Origin of the sequence: uncultured Ferrovibrio sp. (assembly GCF_937960835.1) — a bacterium.
Lineage (GTDB): Bacteria > Pseudomonadota > Alphaproteobacteria > Ferrovibrionales > Ferrovibrionaceae > Ferrovibrio.
Genome location: NZ_CALGPC010000015.1, coordinates 93,369 through 111,021, shown reverse-complemented (window position 1 = coordinate 111,021; position 17,653 = coordinate 93,369). Strand labels below are relative to the sequence as shown.

General features: G+C 63.3%; 14 protein-coding genes. 13 read left to right on the top strand and 1 reads right to left on the bottom strand.

Annotated elements, in window-relative coordinates; all coding sequences use genetic code 11:
- Nucleotides 1-2 precede the first annotated feature (2 nt).
- The 10 genes from murD (at nucleotide 3) to lpxC (ending at nucleotide 12,076) form a co-directional block, all read left to right on the top strand.
- Nucleotides 3-1,382: a UDP-N-acetylmuramoyl-L-alanine--D-glutamate ligase gene (murD, locus tag Q0603_RS14590; RefSeq protein WP_298726927.1), complete on the top strand. Its 1,380-nt coding sequence runs from the start codon at nucleotides 3-5 to the stop codon at nucleotides 1,380-1,382.
- The gene (ftsW, locus tag Q0603_RS14585) at nucleotides 1,379-2,503 is read left to right on the top strand and encodes a putative lipid II flippase FtsW (protein ID WP_298726925.1); all 1,125 of its coding nucleotides are present in this window, start codon (nucleotides 1,379-1,381) and stop codon (nucleotides 2,501-2,503) included. Before murD ends, ftsW begins: the two co-directional genes overlap by 4 nt.
- On the top strand, nucleotides 2,500-3,663 hold the full coding sequence (murG, locus tag Q0603_RS14580) for an undecaprenyldiphospho-muramoylpentapeptide beta-N-acetylglucosaminyltransferase (RefSeq protein WP_298726924.1): 1,164 nt from the start codon (nucleotides 2,500-2,502) through the stop codon (nucleotides 3,661-3,663). The genes ftsW and murG overlap by 4 nt, the downstream gene beginning before the upstream one ends.
- Entirely contained in the window at nucleotides 3,660-5,093 is a 1,434-nt protein-coding gene (gene murC, locus Q0603_RS14575) for a UDP-N-acetylmuramate--L-alanine ligase (RefSeq protein ID WP_298726922.1), read from the top strand. The genes murG and murC overlap by 4 nt, the downstream gene beginning before the upstream one ends.
- Entirely contained in the window at nucleotides 5,090-6,028 is a 939-nt protein-coding gene (murB, locus tag Q0603_RS14570) for a UDP-N-acetylmuramate dehydrogenase (protein ID WP_298726920.1), read from the top strand. Before murC ends, murB begins: the two co-directional genes overlap by 4 nt.
- A complete protein-coding gene (locus tag Q0603_RS14565; protein ID WP_298726918.1) occupies nucleotides 6,021-6,938 on the top strand; it encodes a D-alanine--D-alanine ligase in 918 nt (305 codons plus the stop codon). The genes murB and Q0603_RS14565 overlap by 8 nt, the downstream gene beginning before the upstream one ends.
- Nucleotides 6,926-7,855, top strand: coding sequence for a cell division protein FtsQ/DivIB (locus Q0603_RS14560; RefSeq protein ID WP_298726916.1), 930 nt, complete (start codon nucleotides 6,926-6,928; stop codon nucleotides 7,853-7,855). The genes Q0603_RS14565 and Q0603_RS14560 overlap by 13 nt, the downstream gene beginning before the upstream one ends.
- A 32-nt stretch (nucleotides 7,856-7,887) precedes the next feature.
- Nucleotides 7,888-9,129, top strand: a complete 1,242-nt coding sequence (ftsA, locus tag Q0603_RS14555) for a cell division protein FtsA (RefSeq protein ID WP_298726913.1) — start codon at nucleotides 7,888-7,890, stop codon at nucleotides 9,127-9,129.
- A 111-nt stretch (nucleotides 9,130-9,240) separates the two neighbouring features.
- Nucleotides 9,241-10,959, top strand: coding sequence for a cell division protein FtsZ (ftsZ, locus tag Q0603_RS14550; RefSeq protein WP_298726911.1), 1,719 nt, complete (start codon nucleotides 9,241-9,243; stop codon nucleotides 10,957-10,959).
- A gap of 163 nt (nucleotides 10,960-11,122) precedes the next feature.
- Nucleotides 11,123-12,076 (top strand): UDP-3-O-acyl-N-acetylglucosamine deacetylase, encoded by a 954-nt coding sequence (gene lpxC, locus Q0603_RS14545; RefSeq protein ID WP_298726909.1) that lies wholly within the window; start codon nucleotides 11,123-11,125, stop codon nucleotides 12,074-12,076.
- 119 nt (nucleotides 12,077-12,195) lie between these two features.
- Here lpxC and Q0603_RS14540 read toward each other — a convergent pair whose 3' ends face one another.
- Nucleotides 12,196-12,603 carry a helix-turn-helix transcriptional regulator gene (locus Q0603_RS14540; RefSeq protein ID WP_298726907.1) on the bottom strand — a complete coding sequence of 136 codons (408 nt, stop codon included), beginning with the start codon at nucleotides 12,601-12,603 and terminating at the stop codon, nucleotides 12,196-12,198.
- 404 nt (nucleotides 12,604-13,007) lie between these two features.
- On the opposite strand from Q0603_RS14540, the gene Q0603_RS14535 reads away from it, so the two are divergent.
- The 3 genes from Q0603_RS14535 to ligA are packed head-to-tail and all read left to right on the top strand — an operon-like array spanning nucleotide 13,008 to nucleotide 17,650.
- Entirely contained in the window at nucleotides 13,008-13,799 is a 792-nt protein-coding gene (locus tag Q0603_RS14535; protein ID WP_298727453.1) for an outer membrane protein assembly factor BamD, read from the top strand.
- Nucleotides 13,800-13,826: 27 nt separating this feature from the next.
- Entirely contained in the window at nucleotides 13,827-15,509 is a 1,683-nt protein-coding gene (gene recN, locus Q0603_RS14530; RefSeq protein ID WP_298726905.1) for a DNA repair protein RecN, read from the top strand.
- Between the two features lie 2 nt (nucleotides 15,510-15,511).
- Nucleotides 15,512-17,650 carry an NAD-dependent DNA ligase LigA gene (gene ligA, locus Q0603_RS14525; RefSeq protein ID WP_298726903.1) on the top strand — a complete coding sequence of 713 codons (2,139 nt, stop codon included), beginning with the start codon at nucleotides 15,512-15,514 and terminating at the stop codon, nucleotides 17,648-17,650.
- Nucleotides 17,651-17,653 lie beyond the last annotated feature (3 nt).

Sequence of the window (17,653 nt, the reverse complement as noted above, 5' to 3'; positions counted from 1 at the left end):
GAATGATCGCTCTTACCCATACCGGCGGACAGACCTGGGCAGTGTTCGGCCTCGCGCGCAGCGGGCTGGCCACGGCGCGGGCGCTTGTCGCCGGCGGCGCGCAGGTACGTCTATGGGATGACAATGAAGCCGCACGCATGGCGGCTGAAGCGGCTGGTCTGACCACGATGCCGCTATACGATGCGTCCTTGAGCGGCTGCGCCGGGCTGTCCCTGGCGCCGGGCGTGCCGCTCACCCATCCGGTGCCGCATGACGTGGTGGCTGCTGCTGCCCGCGTCAGCGTTCCGGTGGTCGGCGATATCGAATTGCTGCTGCGCGAGCTCCGTCCCGTTGTCTATGGCGTGACCGGCACCAATGGCAAATCCACTACCACCGCTCTGCTGGCGCATGTTTTAACGCAAGCCAGGCGCACTGTCGCGCTTGGCGGCAATATCGGCACGCCGGTGCTGGATCTGCCGCGCTTCGAAAATGATGGCGGCGTATATGTGCTGGAGATGTCGTCGTATCAGATCGACCTGACGCCGGGCTGGCATGCGCGTATCGCCGTATTGCTGAACATCACGCCGGATCATCTCGACCGGCACGGCAGCCTGGAAAATTACGCAGCCATTAAGGCACGGATTTTCGCCGGGCAGGGTGCGGGAGATACCGCCATCATTGGTATCGACGATGAGTATTGCCGTGCCATCCATGCGCAGCTGGTTGTTGAGGCGAGCGGCCGCCGCATCGTGCCGATCTCGATCGAGACGATCCTGGAGGATGGCGTCAGCGCGGTCGGCGGCCAGCTTTATGAGAATGGCAAGCTCGTCTTCGCGCTTGATTTCCCCGCATTGCCGGGCGCCCATAACGGCCAGAATGTCGCTGCCGCCTATGCCGCGGCCCGCGCGGCCGGCCTGGATGCCGATGTCATCCGCACCGGCATAGCCAGCTTCCCCGGCCTGAAGCATCGCCTGCAGCGGGTGGGCGTCATCGACGGCATTCCCTGCATCAATGACTCGAAGGCTACCAACGCGGATTCGACTGCGAAGGCCCTGGCGTCTTTCGAGACGATCTACTGGATCGCTGGCGGCAAGCCGAAGAGCGACGGTATCGAAAGCCTGCGCCCCTTCTTCTCGCGCATCCGCCATGCCAGCCTGATCGGCGAGGCGGCGAATGCGTTTGCCAACACTCTGGGCGCAAGCGTGCCGCACGCGATTTGCGGCACCCTCGACAAGGCCTTGGATGACGCCGTCGCGGCGGCGAAGCGGGATGGAGGACAGGATGGCGTCATTCTGCTGTCGCCCGCTTGCGCGTCTTTCGATCAGTTCAAGAGCTTCGAGCATCGCGGCGATGAATTCATCCGTCTGGTGGCCGAGCGTGGGCAGGCGGAGGTTGCGGCATGATCACGTTTTCGCGCACCGATAATTCCGTTCTAGGCCGCTGGTGGTGGACTGTCGACCGCTGGCTGCTGGTTGCCATCGCCGTGCTGATCGCCATCGGCACCGTGCTGACGCTGGCCGCGTCGCCAGCAGTCGCCAATCGCATCGGTCTGGCCAGCTTCCATTTCGTGCAGCGCCAGATTGTTTTCCTCGTGCCGGCCTTGCTGATCATGATCGGCACCTCGCTGCTCGATCCGGTCGGCATCCGCCGCGTTGCTGCCATCACTTTCCTCGGCGCGATGGCCGGCGTCTGCCTGACTTTCTTCGTCGGCATGGAAGTGAAAGGCGCGCATCGCTGGATTTCCTTCGGTGGCCTGTCAGTTCAGCCGTCCGAATTCGTCAAGCCAGCATTTGCGGTGGTGTCGGCCTGGCTGTTTGCCGAATGGCGCAAAGGCACGGGCTTCCCGGGTTGGGCTATTTCGACAGGCCTCTGCGCGATGGTGGTCGGACTGCTGCTGCTGCAACCCGATGTCGGCATGGCGGCCGTCGTATCGGTGGTGTGGCTGGCACAGTTCTTCATCGCCGGTCTGCCCATCGTGCTCGTGCTGGCCTTGGGCGCGCTGGGCCTGGCTGGCATTTTCGGTGCCTATCTGATCTTCCCGCATGTGGCCAGCCGCATCGACAAGTTCCTCGATCCGGCGAACAAGGAGAATTACCAGATCGAGCGCGCCATGGAGGCTTTCGCCTCGGGCGGCATCTGGGGACGCGGGCCCGGCGATGGCGCCGTAAAGAACGTACTGCCCGATGCGCACACCGACTTCATCTTCGCGGTCGCGGGCGAGGAATTCGGCCTGCTGGCCTGCCTGTTCATCGTCGGTGTCTTCGCCTTCATCGTGCTGCGCTGCTTCTCACGCCTGATGACGGAGAACAACCTCTTCGTCCTGCTCGCTGCGGCCGGTTTGACCACGCAGTTTGGTCTGCAGGCGGTGGTGAATATCGGCGTGAACCTGCATCTGCTGCCCACAAAAGGCATGACCTTGCCGTTCATTTCTTATGGCGGTTCGTCCTTGCTGGCCCTGGCTTTCGCGATGGGCATGCTGCTGGCGCTGACCCGCTGGCGTCCTGAAAACGGAGTGGTGCGATGAGCGGGGCGGCGGAAAATCCGATCCTTCTCGCAGCCGGTGGTACCGGCGGACATGTCTTCCCGGCGGAAGCATTGGCGGCCGAATTGCTGCGCCGCGGCTATCGTGTCGGTCTGGTGACCGATACGCGCGGCAAGGGCTTCGGACAAAACCTGCCGGAACTGCCGCTCTATCGTATTCCGTCTGGCACGCCGAGCGGCAAATCGCTCGGCGGCAAGTTGCTCGCCGCTTTCGAGATCGGCCGCGGCATGGTCGCTGCGCTGGCTTTGCTGGGCCTGACCAAGCCCGCTGTGGTGGTCGGCTTCGGCGGCTATCCGGCGCTGCCGTTGCTGCTGGCAGCGCGGATCAAACGCGTACCGATCCTGATTCATGAGCAGAATGCGGTGCTCGGTCGCGTCAACCGTCTGGTCGCCAAAGGCGCCAGCCGCATCGCAACCTCTTTCCCGGCGACGCGCTTCCTGCCTGCCGCTGTTGCGGCCACTGTCACCGGCAATCCGGTGCGTCCGGCCATTCTGGCCGCGGCAGATGTGCCTTACGCCATGCCGCAGACCAACCTCCGCATTCTGGTAATTGGCGGTAGCCAGGGGGCTCGCGTACTGTCGGATGTCGTTCCTGCGGCACTGGCGCGGTTGCCGGCGGAGCTGAAGCGCCGCATCCGCGTGCAGCAGCAATGCCGCCCGGAAGATCTCGACCGCGTGCGCAACGCCTATGCCCAGGCTGGTATCGCGGCGGATACGGCCGGCTTCTTTAGCGATGTCGCGGAACGCATGGCTGCGGCGCATCTGATCGTCAGTCGCTCTGGAGCCTCCAGCACGGCGGAAATCGCGGTGATCGGCCGGCCATCGCTGCTGGTGCCTTATGCCTATGCCACCGACGATCATCAGACCTTCAATGCCCAGGCCCTGGCGCAAGCCGGCGCCGCGGAGGTGATCGCGCAGGACAAGTTCACGGCCGAGCGTGCGGCGCAGGCCTTCGAGGATCTGCTGAGTGACCCCGAGCAGCTGGCTGCCATGGCGTCGGCGGCGCGCAGCGTAGGACGCCCCCTGGCCGCACAGGCGCTCGCTGACTTGGTAGAAAAACTCGTCGCCGAGCATCGGACAGGCGAAAAAACCGCCGTGCAATCGGCATCTCAGAATAACAGTATGAAAAGGACTGCGGCATGAGAGCTTTGCCGCTCGATATCGGGATCATTCATTTCGTCGGCATCGGCGGCATCGGCATGTCGGGCATCGCCGAGGTCATGCACAACCTCGGCTATCAGGTGCAGGGCTCTGATCTCTCGGCCAACTACAATGTCAAGCGCCTGCGCGATCTCGGCATCAAGGTGTTCGAAGGCCATCGCGAAGAGAATGTCGCCGACGCCGAAGTGCTGGTGATTTCCTCGGCAGTGAAGGCCGACAATCCGGAAGTGAAGGCGGCCCGCGCGCGGTTGATCCCGGTGGTGCGGCGTGCCGAAATGCTGGGTGAGTTGATGCGCCTAAAATGGGCCATTGCCATCGCCGGCACCCATGGCAAGACGACGACGACCTCGCTGGTTGCCGCTTTGCTGGAAGCAGCCGGCGTCGATCCGACCGTGATCAATGGCGGCATCATCAATGCCTATGGCACCAATGCGCGACTGGGCGCCGGCGAATGGATGGTGGTCGAGGCAGATGAAAGCGACGGCACTTTCCTGAAACTGCCGGCCACCATTGCCGTGGTGACGAATATCGATCCGGAACACTTGGACCATTACGGCAGCTTCGACCGTGTGCGCGAAGGTTTCAAACAGTTCGTCGAGAATATTCCGTTCTACGGCTTTGCCACACTCTGCATCGATCACCCGGAAGTACAGGCGATGATCGGCCGGATCACGGACCGCCGCATCATCACCTATGGTTTCTCGCCGCAGGCCGACGTTCGTGCCGTCAACGTCGAATTCGACAATCGCGGCGCTCATTACGATATCCAGATCACGGATCGCGTGCGCGGCGAAAGCGACACGATCACCGGTGTGCATCTGCCGATGTTCGGCCGCCACAATGTGCAGAATTCTCTGGTGGTCGCGGCGATTGCCCGCGAGATGGGCTTTGATGCCGATGTGGTCCGCCGGGCCCTGGGAGGCTTCAAAGGCGTGAAGCGCCGTTTCACCATCACCGGCGAAGCCAATGGCATCACGGTTGTTGATGATTACGGCCATCACCCGGTGGAGATTTCCGCCGTGCTGGCTGCCGCGCGGCTGGCGATTGGCAGCAAACCGGACGCGAAGGTGATCGCGGTCGTCCAGCCGCATCGCTACACCCGCCTGCGCGACCTCTTCGAGGATTTCTGCTCCTGCTTCAATGACGCCGATACGGTGATCGTCGCCGATGTCTACGCGGCCGGCGAAACGCCGATCGAGGGCGTTAATCGCGATGCTCTGGTGGAAGGCTTGCGGACCCGCGGCCACCGCCATGTACTGGCTTTGCCGGCGCCGGAGCAGTTGGCGGGCATGATCAAGGCGGAAGCAGCGCCTGGCGATCTCGTCGTTTGCCTCGGCGCCGGCAGCATTACCACCTGGGCGAATGCGCTGCCTGGCGAGTTGCAAGGCTTGCTCGGCAAGGGGGCGGCATGATGGCGGCCGTCCAGCTTCGCCAAAACGATCTGATCGCCCGCCTGCCGCAGGTACGCGGGCGGCTGACGGCTGCGGCGCCGCTGGCCGATATCACCTGGTTCCGCGTTGGCGGTCCGGCCGAGGTGATGTTCCGTCCTGCCGACCGCGATGATCTGATCGCTTTCCTGAAGGCGAAGCCCGCCGATGTTGCTGTCACGCCGCTTGGTGTGGGCTCGAATACCTTGGTGCGCGATGGCGGCGTGCCGGGCGTGGTGCTGCGCCTGGGCCGTGAATTTGCGGCAATCTCTGCCGATGGCACGGAGGTTGAAGCCGGCGCCGGCGCGCTGGATGTCAATGTGGCCACCGTGGCACTGCAGGCGGGTATCGCGGGCCTGGAATTCCTGCGTGGTATCCCCGGCACCATCGGCGGGGGGCTGCGCATGAATGCGGGTGCCTATGGTACTGAGTTCAAGGATGTCCTGGTTTGGGCCGAAGCCGTCGACCCGCAGGGCAATCTGCACCGGCTGACGCCGGATGAGATGAAATTCGGCTATCGCCATTGCGGCGTGCCGGAAAACTGGATCTTCATCGGCGCGCGGCTGAAGGGCGTGCTGGGCGATCCGGCCGCGATCAAGGCGCGCATGGACGAAATCCAGGCCGCGCGTGAAGGTTCGCAGCCTATCCGCAGCCGTACCGGCGGTTCCACCTTCGCCAATCCGGAAGGCCTCAAGGCCTGGCAGTTGATCGACGCCGCTGGTTGCCGTGGTCTGGTCGTCGGCGATGCACAGGTTTCCGAGCAGCACTGCAATTTCCTGATCAATCGCGGCAACGCCACCGCCGAAGACCTTGAGCGGCTGGGCGAGACGGTGCGTGAACGCGTGAAGGCGCAAAGCGGAATCGAGTTGCGCTGGGAGATCAAGCGCATCGGTCTGACGAAGGAGACTGCACATGGCTAAGCAGCATGTTGCAGTCCTGATGGGCGGCTGGTCGTCGGAACGCGAGGTTTCGCTCACCTCCGGCCGCGCCTGCGCCAAGGCGCTGCGGGAGGAAGGTTTCTCGGTCACGGAGATTGATGTCGGCCGGGACCTGGCCGAGCAGCTGGCGAAAATCAAGCCCGACGTCGCCTTCAACGCGCTGCATGGGCCTTATGGTGAGGACGGCACTGTGCAGGGCCTGCTGGAAATCCTCGGCATTCCCTATACGCATTCCGGCGTGCTGGCTTCGGCGCTGGCGATGAACAAGCCTATGGCCAAGGACATCTGGCGTGCCCATGGCCTGCCGATGGCGGAAGGCAAGGTTGTCCATCGCAGCGCTTTCGGCAAAAGTCCCGTCCTGCCGCATCCCTATGTGATCAAGCCGCTCAACGAAGGCTCTTCGGTTGGTGTCCATATTGTCTTCGAGGGCGACAATTATCAGCCGCAGGACGACGCCTCGTGGCGGTTCGGCGACTACGTGCTAGTCGAGCGCTACATTCCTGGTCGCGAAATCCAGGTCGCGGTGATGGGCGACCGCGTGCTGGGTGCCATCGAGATTCGTGCCCACGGCCGCTTCTACGATTACGAAGCCAAATACACCGACGGCAAGGCAACTCATCTCATGCCAGCGCCGGTCGACAAGAACGTCTACGAGGAGATCTGCGCGCAGGCACTCAAGGCGCACCAGGCGCTGGGCTGCCGCGGCGTGACGCGTTCCGACTGGCGCTACGACGACACGGCGGGCGAACCGGGCCGCTTCTATCTGCTGGAAATCAATACCCAGCCCGGCATGACGCCGCTGTCGCTGGTGCCCGAGATCGCTGCCCATTGCGGCATTAGCTTCGGTGAACTGGTGCGGTGGATGGTGGAGGATGCCTCATGCGCTCGCTAGTCGTGCTGCCTGACGATCGTCCCTGCGCGCCTTGCGCGCCAAGCCTGCCGCCGCAGCGGCCGAAGGGCTATTGCCGTCCGCTGCCGCCGGCGCGCCGTAAGCCGCGCTCGGTGTTCTGGAAGCGGGCAAAATGGGCAGCCGTTGCGGTGTTGCTCGCTGGCATCGCGGGCAGCGGCGCCTACGTCTGGTTCCGCACCGATCTGCCGGCCGAAATCCGCATCGCGGCGCAAGATCTGCTGGGCGAGGCAGGGGCGACGGCCGATCTGCGGGTGGGTGAAGTCAATCTACGTGGCCGGGTGAATACCCCGCTGGAGGCTCTGACCGCTGCGGTGGATGTCGAGCGTGGCGATCCCATCCTGGCACTCGATCTGGATGCTCTGCGTCGCAAGGTTGAGGCGATCGGCTGGGTAAAGCAGGCGACAGTCTGGCGCCAGTTGCCCGATACGCTGCATATCGAGATCGTTGAGCGCGAACCCTTCGCGCGCTGGCAGATCGATGGCCGTCATTATCTGATCGATCAGGACGGCAAGGTCCTGGAAGAGGGTAATCGGCTGGAATTCGCGCATCTGCTGCTGCTGGTCGGGGCCGGTGCATCTGACAAGGCGCATGATCTGCTCAAGATGCTGCAGACTGATCCGATGCTGGCGCGCCGCGTCGTCAACGCCATCCGTGTGCGCAACCGGCGCTGGGACATTGAATTCGACAATGGCGTCATCGCACGCTTGCCGGAAGAGAACCCCGAGCAGGCCTGGGCCCGGCTGATCGCCCTGGAGCGCAGCCATGGCCTGCTGCGGCGCGATATCGAGATTGTGGATTTGCGATTGGACGACCGTCTGATCGTGCGGCTCAACCCGGAAGCCGAACATCCGGTTCCGGTGACATCGCCGGCGAAAAAGACTGCAGGAAAGAGAACATGACCAGCATCGGTCAAGGCGAGGGGAAGTAGGCAATGGTGGTTTCGCGCAACGGATTGATCGCCACGCTGGATGTGGGTTCGTCCAAGGTGTGCTGCTTCATCGCGCGCGCCGATGGCGGAACACTGCGGGTGATCGGAATTGGCCATCAATTGTCGCGCGGGTTGCGCAACGGCAACGTCATCGACATGGATGCCGCCGAGCAGTCGATCCGCGCCGCCGTCGAAACCGCCGAACGGATGTGCGGCGAGACGATTCGAGACGTCTTCATCAGCGTCAATACCGGTGCCCCGCAGTCGCACACGGTGGGCGTCGAAGTCGCCATCGACGGCCATGAAGTAACCGACCATGATGTGGCCCTGGTGCTCGATCATGGGCGTCGTCACGAGCATCCCAGCGACCGCGAGATCATTCATTCGATCCCGGTGGGCTATACCATTGACGGCTCCCGCGGCATCAAGGATCCGCGCGGCATGGCTTGCGAGCGGCTGGGCGTGAACATGCATGTGATCACCGCCAGCTCCGGCCCATTGCGCAACCTAGCCACCTGCGTTGCCCGCGGGCATCTGCGAATCGCCGGCCGAGTCGTCGCACCGTTCGCGTCCGGCCTCGCCTGCCTGGTCGAAGACGAGATGGACCTCGGCGTCACCCTGATCGACATGGGCGGCGGCACCACGAGCCTGGCGGTCTTCTATGACGGCCAGCTGGTTCATGTGGATATGGTGCCGCTGGGGGGCAGCCATATCACCAACGACATCGCCCGCGGCCTGTCGACGCCGCTGGCCCATGCCGAACGGCTCAAGACCCTCTATGGCACCGTGCTGCCGAGCCCGTCGGACGACAACGAGACCATCGACGTACCCCAGGTGGGCGAGACCGATGAGCATGCGCATCATCAGGTGCCCCGCTCGATTCTCACCGGGATCATCAAGCCGCGGGTGGAAGAGACCCTGGAACAGGTGCGCGAGCGCCTGACCCAGTCCGGTTTCGAGAAGCTCGCCGGCCGCCGTGTCGTGCTGACCGGCGGCGCCAGCCAGTTGCAGGGCGTGCGCGAACTCGCCGCCCGCATCCTCGACAAGCAGGTCCGCCTGGGCCGTCCCATTCGCGTGGGCGGTCTGGCCGAGGCGACCGGCGGTCCGGCCTTCTCGGCCTGCGCCGGTCTTTTGAGCTATGCGCAGCAGCAGGCAGCGGAACGTACCATCCGCCTGCCCGAGCCGGAGCCCGCGCCGAGTGGTGCGTTCTCACGAATCGGGCGCTGGTTGCGCACCAACTTTTGACCGTGTGGCCAAGACCATGATCAAAACACGCAGCATCCACGCGGTTTTTGCAACGTCGCTTGCATCGCGACGCGACTTTGGTCATTGCAACGGATAACCCTGGAGGAGAACATGGGTATCAATCTCAGCATGCCGACCACGCGGGAACTGAAGCCCCGCATCGTCGTCTTCGGCGTCGGCGGCGCCGGCGGTAACGCAGTCAACAACATGATCAATGCCCAGCTCGGTGGCGTCGATTTCGTCGCGGCCAATACCGATGCTCAGGCGATCAACATGTCGCTCACCGAGCGGCGCATTCAGCTTGGCGTTTCCCTGACCCAGGGTCTGGGGTGCGGCGCCAAGCCGGATGTTGGCCGGGCTGCGGCGGAAGAATCGATCGATCAGATCGTCGAGCATCTGCAGGGCTGCCATATGGCCTTCGTCGCGGCCGGCATGGGTGGTGGCACCGGCACCGGCGCTGCCCCGGTGATTGCCCGTACGGCCAAGGAAATGGGCATTCTCACCGTCGGCGTGGTGACCAAGCCCTTCTCCTTCGAGGGCACCCAGCGCATGAAGCTGGCCGAGGCCGGCATCCGTGAGCTGCAACAGTATGTCGATACCCTGATCATCATCCCGAACCAGAATCTGTTCCGGGTGGCCAATGAGAAGACGACCTTCGCGGACGCCTTCAAGATGGCCGACAACGTTCTGCAGTCGGGCGTGCGCGGCATCACTGACCTGATGGTCATGCCGGGCCTGATCAACCTCGACTTCGCCGACGTCCGTTCGGTGATGAGCGAGATGGGCAAGGCGATGATGGGCACCGGCGAGGCCGAGGGCGAACATCGCGCCATCGAGGCCGCCGAGCGTGCCATCGCCAATCCGCTGCTGGACGATATTTCGATGAAGGGCGCCCGCGGCGTCCTGATCAACATCACCGGTGGTACCGACCTGACCCTGTTCGAGGTAGACGAGGCGGCCAACCGCATCCGCGAGGAAGTCGACCCCGACGCCAACATCATCGTCGGGTCGACGCTGGATCCGAACATGGATGGCCGCATGCGCGTGTCGGTGGTGGCTACCGGTATCGATGCGGCTGCCCAGGTTGAGCAGAAGCCGCAGAGCTCGCCGTCGCTGCGCCTGGTGACGCCGCCGCAGGCGAAGCCGATCAGCTTCGGAGCGGCGCGTCCTGCCGCCTCTACGCCGATGCAGCCGGCCCAGCCGATGCAGCAGCCGATGACGGCTGGAGCCACCGCGCTGGCCATGCAGGAACAGACTGAAGCGGCTGAGCTGCCGGCTCCTGCCGAATTGCCAGAGTCGGTAACGACTTACCAGGCGGCGGCTGAGGCGGCTGCGACCGCCGCGGCTGCTGCGCCGGCCGAACCGCAGCCCCAGGCCCGGCCCTTCGTCGCCGCTGCTCCGGCTGCGGCCGAGCAGGCGACTGCCGCTCATTTCGTACCGCCGCCGGCCCAGCCGATCCCGGCGCGTCCCGCGCCTGAGGCGCTGCGCCAGCCCGATCCGTTTGCGGAAGCGGACATGGTCAATCGCCCGGCCGAGCCGCGGAAGAAGGTGAGCCTCTTCGACCGCATTACCGGTGTTGCCCGTGCCCGTCTGAGCGAGTCCGAGCCGCAGCCGGCGCTGCGTCAGGCCGAGCCCCAGCTCGCGCGCCCGGTTCTGCCGCAGGTTCCGGCCGCTCAGGCGCCTGCCGCTCCGACGGTTGCCGCCGAGCCTCAGGCGATGCCGCGCCAGGCCGATTTGGGCCTTTCGCCGGTCGCCGAGCGCACCGCGCCGAGCCGTACGCAGGACGATCTCCTCGACATTCCAGCCTTCCTTCGCCGGCAGGCCAATTGAGGGGAAAACTCCTGTCTGGGCAATGACTTAAAGCGATGCAAACGCGTAACAGTTAGTAACATAGAGTGATTTGTTGTTGCCGGGGGTGGTTGGTACAACCATCCCCGGTTTTCTTTTCGGCGGGCCGTTCCGATTCGCCGATTCGTCAGGAGTTCCGCTGCTTATGGCTGGCAAGATTGCACAGAAGACGCTCAAGAACCGGATCAAGTGCTCCGGTATCGGCCTGCATAGCGGCGCGAAGGTCCATATGGTCCTCAACCCGGCGGCTCCGGATACCGGTGTGGTGTTCCGGCGCGTCGACCTGCCGGGCCAGCCGCTGATTCATGCTCGCTTCGATCAGGTAACCGATCTTCGCATGTGCACGACAGTCGCAGCCGGCGAGGGCGTGTCCATCGGCACTGTGGAGCATCTGATGGCTGCTTTGGCCGGTATGGGTGTGGACAATGTGCTGATCGATATCGACGGCCCGGAAGTGCCGGTAATGGACGGTTCCTCGGCGCCGTTCGTATTCCTGATCGAATGCGCCGACCTGATCGAGCAGGTCGCGCCGCGCCGTTATCTGAAGGTGCTGAAGCCGGTGGAGGTCCGTGACGGCGCCGCCAGCGCGGCGTTGCTGCCTGACGAAGGCTTCACCATCGATTTCGAGATCGAGTTCACCAACAAGATCATCGGCCGCCAGGCCGCCGCCTTCTCGCTGGAGCCGGGACGCTTCAAGGCCGATATCGCGCGTGCGCGCACCTTCGGTTTCGTGCAGGAAGTCGAGCAGCTTCGCGCCATGGGGCTGGCCCGCGGCGGTTCGCTGGAGAATGCCGTCGTGCTGGGCCACGACCGCATCCTCAACGACGACGGTCTGCGCTACGAAGATGAATTCGTGCGTCACAAGATTTTGGATGCGCTGGGGGATCTCTATCTGGCCGGCGGCCCGATTGTCGGCCGCTATGAGGGGCGTCGTTCTGGCCACGCGCTGAACAACAAGCTGCTCAAGACGCTGTTCGCCGACCAGAGTGCATATACTTGGACGACCTACGCCAAGAAGGTCCGCGAGACCAGCCGTCCGGTTCAGGCTGCCGAAGTCGGCTCCCGCCTGCATCCCGCCGTTGCCGAAGCCTCGCTCTGATCGAGCGTCGGCATCAGTTCGCGTTCAGGACTGCTGAAAAAATTGAAGCCCCGCATTCTTGCAGGGCTTTTTCAATGCGAAGCCACCTGTCGTGGCCGGCGCCCTTTGGGCTTCCGGGCTTAGTCGCCAGACACGCTGGCGGCGCCTTCTTCCTCTTCCTTGTAGCGGCTGGCGATGCTCTTGATCAGGCCGGCCACCGCGGAGCGGATGGTCGTATCTTCGATATCACTGAAATTGCGGACGAGTTCGATGGTTGAGCGATTCTTGCCACCATGCTCGAGCGGCTTGCTTTCCAGCTTGGTTTCCAAGCCCTCGAAAAAGAACGCCATATCGACTTGTAAGCGCTGGGCGATTTCAAAGAGTCGGCCGGCGCTGACGCGATTGGCGCCAGTCTCGTACTTTTGCACTTGCTGATAAGAAATCTTCAGCGAATTGGCGAGTTCTTCCTGGGTCAGGCCGAGCTCTGTGCGGCGGGTGCGAATCCGCTCACCTACATATTCATCGACGCGCGTTGCGATTTTACCCATCGGCGGCACCTCTTGGTAAAGCTCACTATCTGGTTCGCCTAACCGGCTCAGCCTCCGACCGAGCCGATCCGTAGCCAGACGACTGCCACTCGTGATGCGGGATTAACTAAATCCCATGACCGTCCAGCCCGGGAGGCTGGTACCTCTAATAGGCGAATTCCTCCAGGACGAAAATCGTTCAGAAGTATAGGTTGAAGCGAAAGGTAAAAATACCAGTAAAATGAACATATAATGGGACATTGTCCTATCGCACTGTTAGAACACGCTTTTTGCCCGGGGTCATGTCCCGGGACGGACCCCGGCCAGCTTGATTTTGGCCAGTCCTCATGCGACAGAAGTCAACCATGCCATTTCTTCATCGAACGGATTCGTCGCGAGGTTTGTCGCGTCTGCGTGGCGCCGCCATGGGCCTGATTCTGGCCGTCGCCGTTGCTGCCTGCAGTAGCAATGACGACCCTCCGTATGTGGAGCGTCCGGTCGAAGAGCTCTACAATACCGCCATGGATGCGGTCGCGGCGGGCGAATGGGAGGCGGCTGCCTATGGCTTCGATGAAGTGGAGCGCCAGCATCCCTATTCGGTATGGGCGACCAAGGCCCAGTTGATGGCCGCTTACTCCTACTATCAGCGCAATAAATACGCTGAAGCCATTGGCGCCCTGGAGCGGTTCATCCAGCTCCATCCAGGCAACAAGGATGCGCCTTACGCCTACTATCTCATGGCGCTCTGCTACTATGAGCAGATCACCGATGTGGGCCGCGACCAGCGCATCACGCAGCAGGCGATGAATGCCCTGGAAGAGGTGGTCCGGCGTTATCCCAACAGCGAATATGCCCGCGATGCCCGCTTGAAGATCGACCTGACCCGCGATCATCTTGCCGGCAAGGAAATGACCATCGGCCGCTATTACCTGCGTCAGGGCCAGTACATCGCTGCCATCAACCGCTTCAAGAATGTGGTTGAGAATTACCAGACGACGACGCATGTCCCGGAAGCCTTGCATCGGCTGGCCGAGGCCTACATGGCGCTTGGCGTGCTTGAGGAGGCCCAGAATGTCGCTGCCGTGCTCGGCTACAACTATCCGGGCAGCGAGTGGTACGTCGACACCTATACGCTGGTGACTGGTCAGGAAGTGCCGACGGCCAAGGCCGAGGAGAACAAATCCTGGTTCAGTCGGACCTGGAACTCCATTTTTTAAGCGCCAAGGGGCGCGAACGGCCCAGTCATGCTGACCAGCCTGAGCGTTCGTGATATCGTCCTGATCGAGCGGCTCGACCTCGAATGCGGGGCGGGGCTAGGCGTCCTTACCGGCGAAACAGGCGCTGGCAAATCCATCCTTCTCGACGCTTTGGGTTTGGCGCTCGGCCGTCGCGCCGATGCAGGTCTGGTGCGCATGGGCGCGGCACAAGGCATCGTGACCGCGAGTTTCGATGTTCCGCCGAAGCATCCAGCGCGCGCCATTCTTGCAGAGCAAGGTTTTGAGGAGACCGATGACTTAGTCCTGCGCCGCGTGGTCGGTCAGGACGGCAAAAGCCGCGCCTTCATTAACGATCAGCCGGTCAGCGTCACCTTGCTGCGGCGTGTGGGCGACACATTGGTCGAGATTCACGGCCAGAATGACGAGCAGGGGCTGACTGACGCGACCATCCATCGCGCCTTGCTGGATGAATATGCCGGGCTTGAACAGGAAGTTGCCGGTTTGCGAGATGCCTATCAGGCAATGCGCGATGCCGAGAAAGCTCTGGTGGAAGCGGCCGCGACAGCGGAGCAGGCCAAGCGCGAAGAGGATTTCCTGCGCCATGTGGTCGCTGAGTTGGAAGAGCTGAAGCCGCAACCCGGCGAAGAGCAGGAACTGGCCGGCCAGCGCAGCATGCTTCAGGCCGGCGAGAAGCTGGCCTCGGCGATGCAGGAAGCGCAAAGCGCGCTGGAGCAGGGCGGGGGTGTCGATGCGCGACTGCGGGCCTGTTTGCGTGCCTTGGAGCGCGTGAGCGACAAGGCCGCCGGCAAGCTGGATGCCGTGATCGCTTTGGCCGATCAGCTTCTGGTGCAGGCTGGCGAATTGGCTGCTGCGTTGGAGCGGACGGCCCGCGATCTTGATCTCGATCCGCAGCGGCTGGAGCGGGTAGAAGAGCGCCTGTTCGCGCTGCGTGCCGCGGCGCGCAAACACAACGTGCTCGTCGATGATCTGCCCAAGCTGGCCGAGCAATATGCCGAAAAGCTCGCGCTGATCGACCATCAGACTGCCAGTCTGGGCAAGCTGGAGAAAGCGGCTGCGGCTGCGAAGGCGGCTTATCAGGCCAAGGCGGAAGCTATCTCCGCAGCACGGCGCAAGGCTGCTGCGAAGCTGGACAAGGCAGTGGCGGCTGAGCTTGCACCGTTGAAGCTGGGTGCGGCGAAATTCACCACGGCTGTCGAGGCTTTGCCGCCTGAGCAATGGAGTGCCGAAGGTGCCGACCGTGTGCAGTTCCTGGCCAGCACCAATCAGGGCACGGCACCGGGCTCCCTGGCGAAGATCGCGTCTGGCGGCGAGTTGAGCCGTTTCATGCTGGCCTTGCGCGTCGTTCTCGCGGGCCGCGGCTCGGCAGGCACCCTGATCTTCGATGAAGTCGACCGCGGTGTCGGCGGTGCCACGGCGGCGGCTGTGGGCGAGCGGCTTGCGCGGCTGGCAAAGCGCGTACAGGTGCTGGTGGTTACCCATTCGCCGCAGGTTGCCGCCAAGGGCAGCCAGCATTGGCGCATCGCCAAACGCGAGACCGGCGCCGCGAAGAACCGCACGACATTGACCGAAGTCGCGCCCTTGAGCAGCGGCGATCGGCGGGAGGAAATCGCCCGTATGCTGGCAGGCGCCACCATTACCGACGCGGCGCGCGCCGCAGCCGATAGTCTCCTCGCCGGGCAGGAGGCCTGACCATGTCACGGCAGCGTGAAAAGCCGGTGGCCGAACTTGGTCCACGCCAGGCGAAATTGGAGCATGCCCGGCTGGAGCAGGAGATTGCCGAGCACGACAAGCGCTATCACCAGCAGGATGCGCCGACTATCTCGGATGCTGACTACGATGCGCTCAAGCGGCGGCTGCTGGAGATTGAAGCCAGGTTTCCTGAACTTGCGACCTTAGGGGGTGTGTCCAGCCGCGTAGGAGCTGCACCTGCGCCGGGCTTCGCCAAGGTGCGGCATTCCAAGCCGATGCTGTCGCTGGACAACGCCTTTGCCGAGGAAGACGTCGCCGATTTCCTTGGCCGCATTCGGCGTTTCCTCAATCTGAAGACGACCGACGAACTGACCATAATCGCCGAGCCGAAGATCGACGGCCTTTCCGCCAGCCTGCGCTACGAGCATGGCGAACTGGTGCGCGCAGCTACCCGCGGCGACGGCCAGGAAGGCGAGGATGTCACCGCCAACGTCAAGACGCTGAAATACGGCGTGCCGCACAGGCTGGAAGGCAAGGGCTGGCCGGATGTGCTGGAAGTGCGCGGGGAGGTTTATATGACGCGCGAGGATTTCCTCGCCTTCCGTGCCGCGCAGGAGGAGTTGGCGAAGGAACGCGAAGCCCGCGGCCTGTCGGCAGCATCGATCCGAATCCCGGTCAATCCACGCAACGCCGCCGCCGGCAGCCTGCGTCAGCTCGATCCCGAGGTCACAGCGAAGCGGCCCTTGCGGTTCTTCGGCTATTCCTGGGGCGAAGTTTCCGAGCCTTTCACCGGAACGCTCAGCTCCGTGCGCGAGAAACTGGCCTCCTGGGGTTTTACGCTGAACCCGCATGTCGAGGTCTGCCACAGCCTGGAAGACCTGCTGGCCTATTACAGAAAGATTTCCGGGCTTCGGGCGTCGCTGCCTTTCGATATCGATGGCGTGGTCTACAAGGTGGATCGCCTTGATTGGCAGGATCGCCTCGGCTTCATCAGCCGCAGCCCGCGTTGGGCGATTGCACATAAATTTCCGGCCGAGCAGGCGGAAACGCTGCTGGAGAATATCGACATCCAGGTCGGCCGCACCGGCACGCTCACTCCGGTGGCCAAGCTCAAACCGGTCAATGTCGGTGGCGTGCTGGTGTCGAATGCGACGCTCCATAACGAAGACGAGATCAAGCGCAAGGATGTGCGCATCGGTGATACCGTGATCATCCAGCGCGCCGGCGACGTGATCCCTCAGGTCGTCTCGGTCGTGCTGGAAAAGCGTCCGCCGGGAGCGAAGGAATTTCAGTTCCCGACAAAATGCCCGATTTGCGGCCAGCCGGCCGAACGTGAAGTCGATGCAGCCGGTGGTGAAGATGCGCGACGGCGCTGCACGGGCGGAGTCAGTTGCCCCGCTCAGGCAATGGAAGGTCTGCGTCATTTCGTTTCGCGCAATGCCTTCGACATCGAAGGGATCGGCGAAAAGCAGATCGCAGCCTTCTACGAATGGGGCTGGATCAGGGAACCGGCAGACATCTTCAAGCTGACGAAGCATGCCGACAGCCTGCGCAAGAAGGAAGGCTACGGCGAAACCTCGGTGAACAACCTGCTGCGCGCCATTGAGCAGCGCCGCACCATCGGCTTCGACCGCTTCATCTATGCGCTTGGCATCCGCCATGTCGGTCAGGAGCGTGCCCGCCTGGTGGCGATACATTATGAAACCCCGGAGCGTTGGCTTGAGGCTATGGATGCAGCCAAGGAGCGTGAAGGCGAGGCCTGGGGCGATCTGAACAGCATCGACAAGATGGGCGATGTGGTGGCCGATGCCATCGTCGGCTTCTGCACCCGCGAGCAGAGCCGGAAGGTGATCGATCATCTGCTGGCCGAACTCAAAGAAGTGGTGCCGCCGGAAAAGCCGGTCACCAATTCCGCCGTGACGGGCAAGACGGTGGTGTTCACCGGCAGCCTTGAGAAGTTCACCCGTGATGAGGCCAAGGCGCGCGCATTGTCGCTGGGCGCGAAGGTTGCCGGATCGGTATCGAAAAAAACCGATTACGTGGTGGCTGGTCCGGGAGCTGGTTCGAAGCTTGCCGAGGCGCAGAAGCTGGGCGTGACGGTGCTGAGCGAGGATGACTGGCTCAAGCTGATTGGCGGCTGACGC

Coding starts and splice junctions, on each gene's coding strand:
- murD (WP_298726927.1), top strand. CDS start 3: ATGATCGCTCTTACCCATACCGGCGGACAGACCTGGGCAGTGTTCGGC.
- ftsW (WP_298726925.1), top strand. CDS start 1,379: ATGATCACGTTTTCGCGCACCGATAATTCCGTTCTAGGCCGCTGGTGG.
- murG (WP_298726924.1), top strand. CDS start 2,500: ATGAGCGGGGCGGCGGAAAATCCGATCCTTCTCGCAGCCGGTGGTACC.
- murC (WP_298726922.1), top strand. CDS start 3,660: ATGAGAGCTTTGCCGCTCGATATCGGGATCATTCATTTCGTCGGCATC.
- murB (WP_298726920.1), top strand. CDS start 5,090: ATGATGGCGGCCGTCCAGCTTCGCCAAAACGATCTGATCGCCCGCCTG.
- Q0603_RS14565 (WP_298726918.1), top strand. CDS start 6,021: ATGGCTAAGCAGCATGTTGCAGTCCTGATGGGCGGCTGGTCGTCGGAA.
- Q0603_RS14560 (WP_298726916.1), top strand. CDS start 6,926: ATGCGCTCGCTAGTCGTGCTGCCTGACGATCGTCCCTGCGCGCCTTGC.
- ftsA (WP_298726913.1), top strand. CDS start 7,888: ATGGTGGTTTCGCGCAACGGATTGATCGCCACGCTGGATGTGGGTTCG.
- ftsZ (WP_298726911.1), top strand. CDS start 9,241: ATGGGTATCAATCTCAGCATGCCGACCACGCGGGAACTGAAGCCCCGC.
- lpxC (WP_298726909.1), top strand. CDS start 11,123: ATGGCTGGCAAGATTGCACAGAAGACGCTCAAGAACCGGATCAAGTGC.
- Q0603_RS14540 (WP_298726907.1), bottom strand. CDS start 12,603: ATGGGTAAAATCGCAACGCGCGTCGATGAATATGTAGGTGAGCGGATT.
- Q0603_RS14535 (WP_298727453.1), top strand. CDS start 13,008: ATGGGCCTGATTCTGGCCGTCGCCGTTGCTGCCTGCAGTAGCAATGAC.
- recN (WP_298726905.1), top strand. CDS start 13,827: ATGCTGACCAGCCTGAGCGTTCGTGATATCGTCCTGATCGAGCGGCTC.
- ligA (WP_298726903.1), top strand. CDS start 15,512: ATGTCACGGCAGCGTGAAAAGCCGGTGGCCGAACTTGGTCCACGCCAG.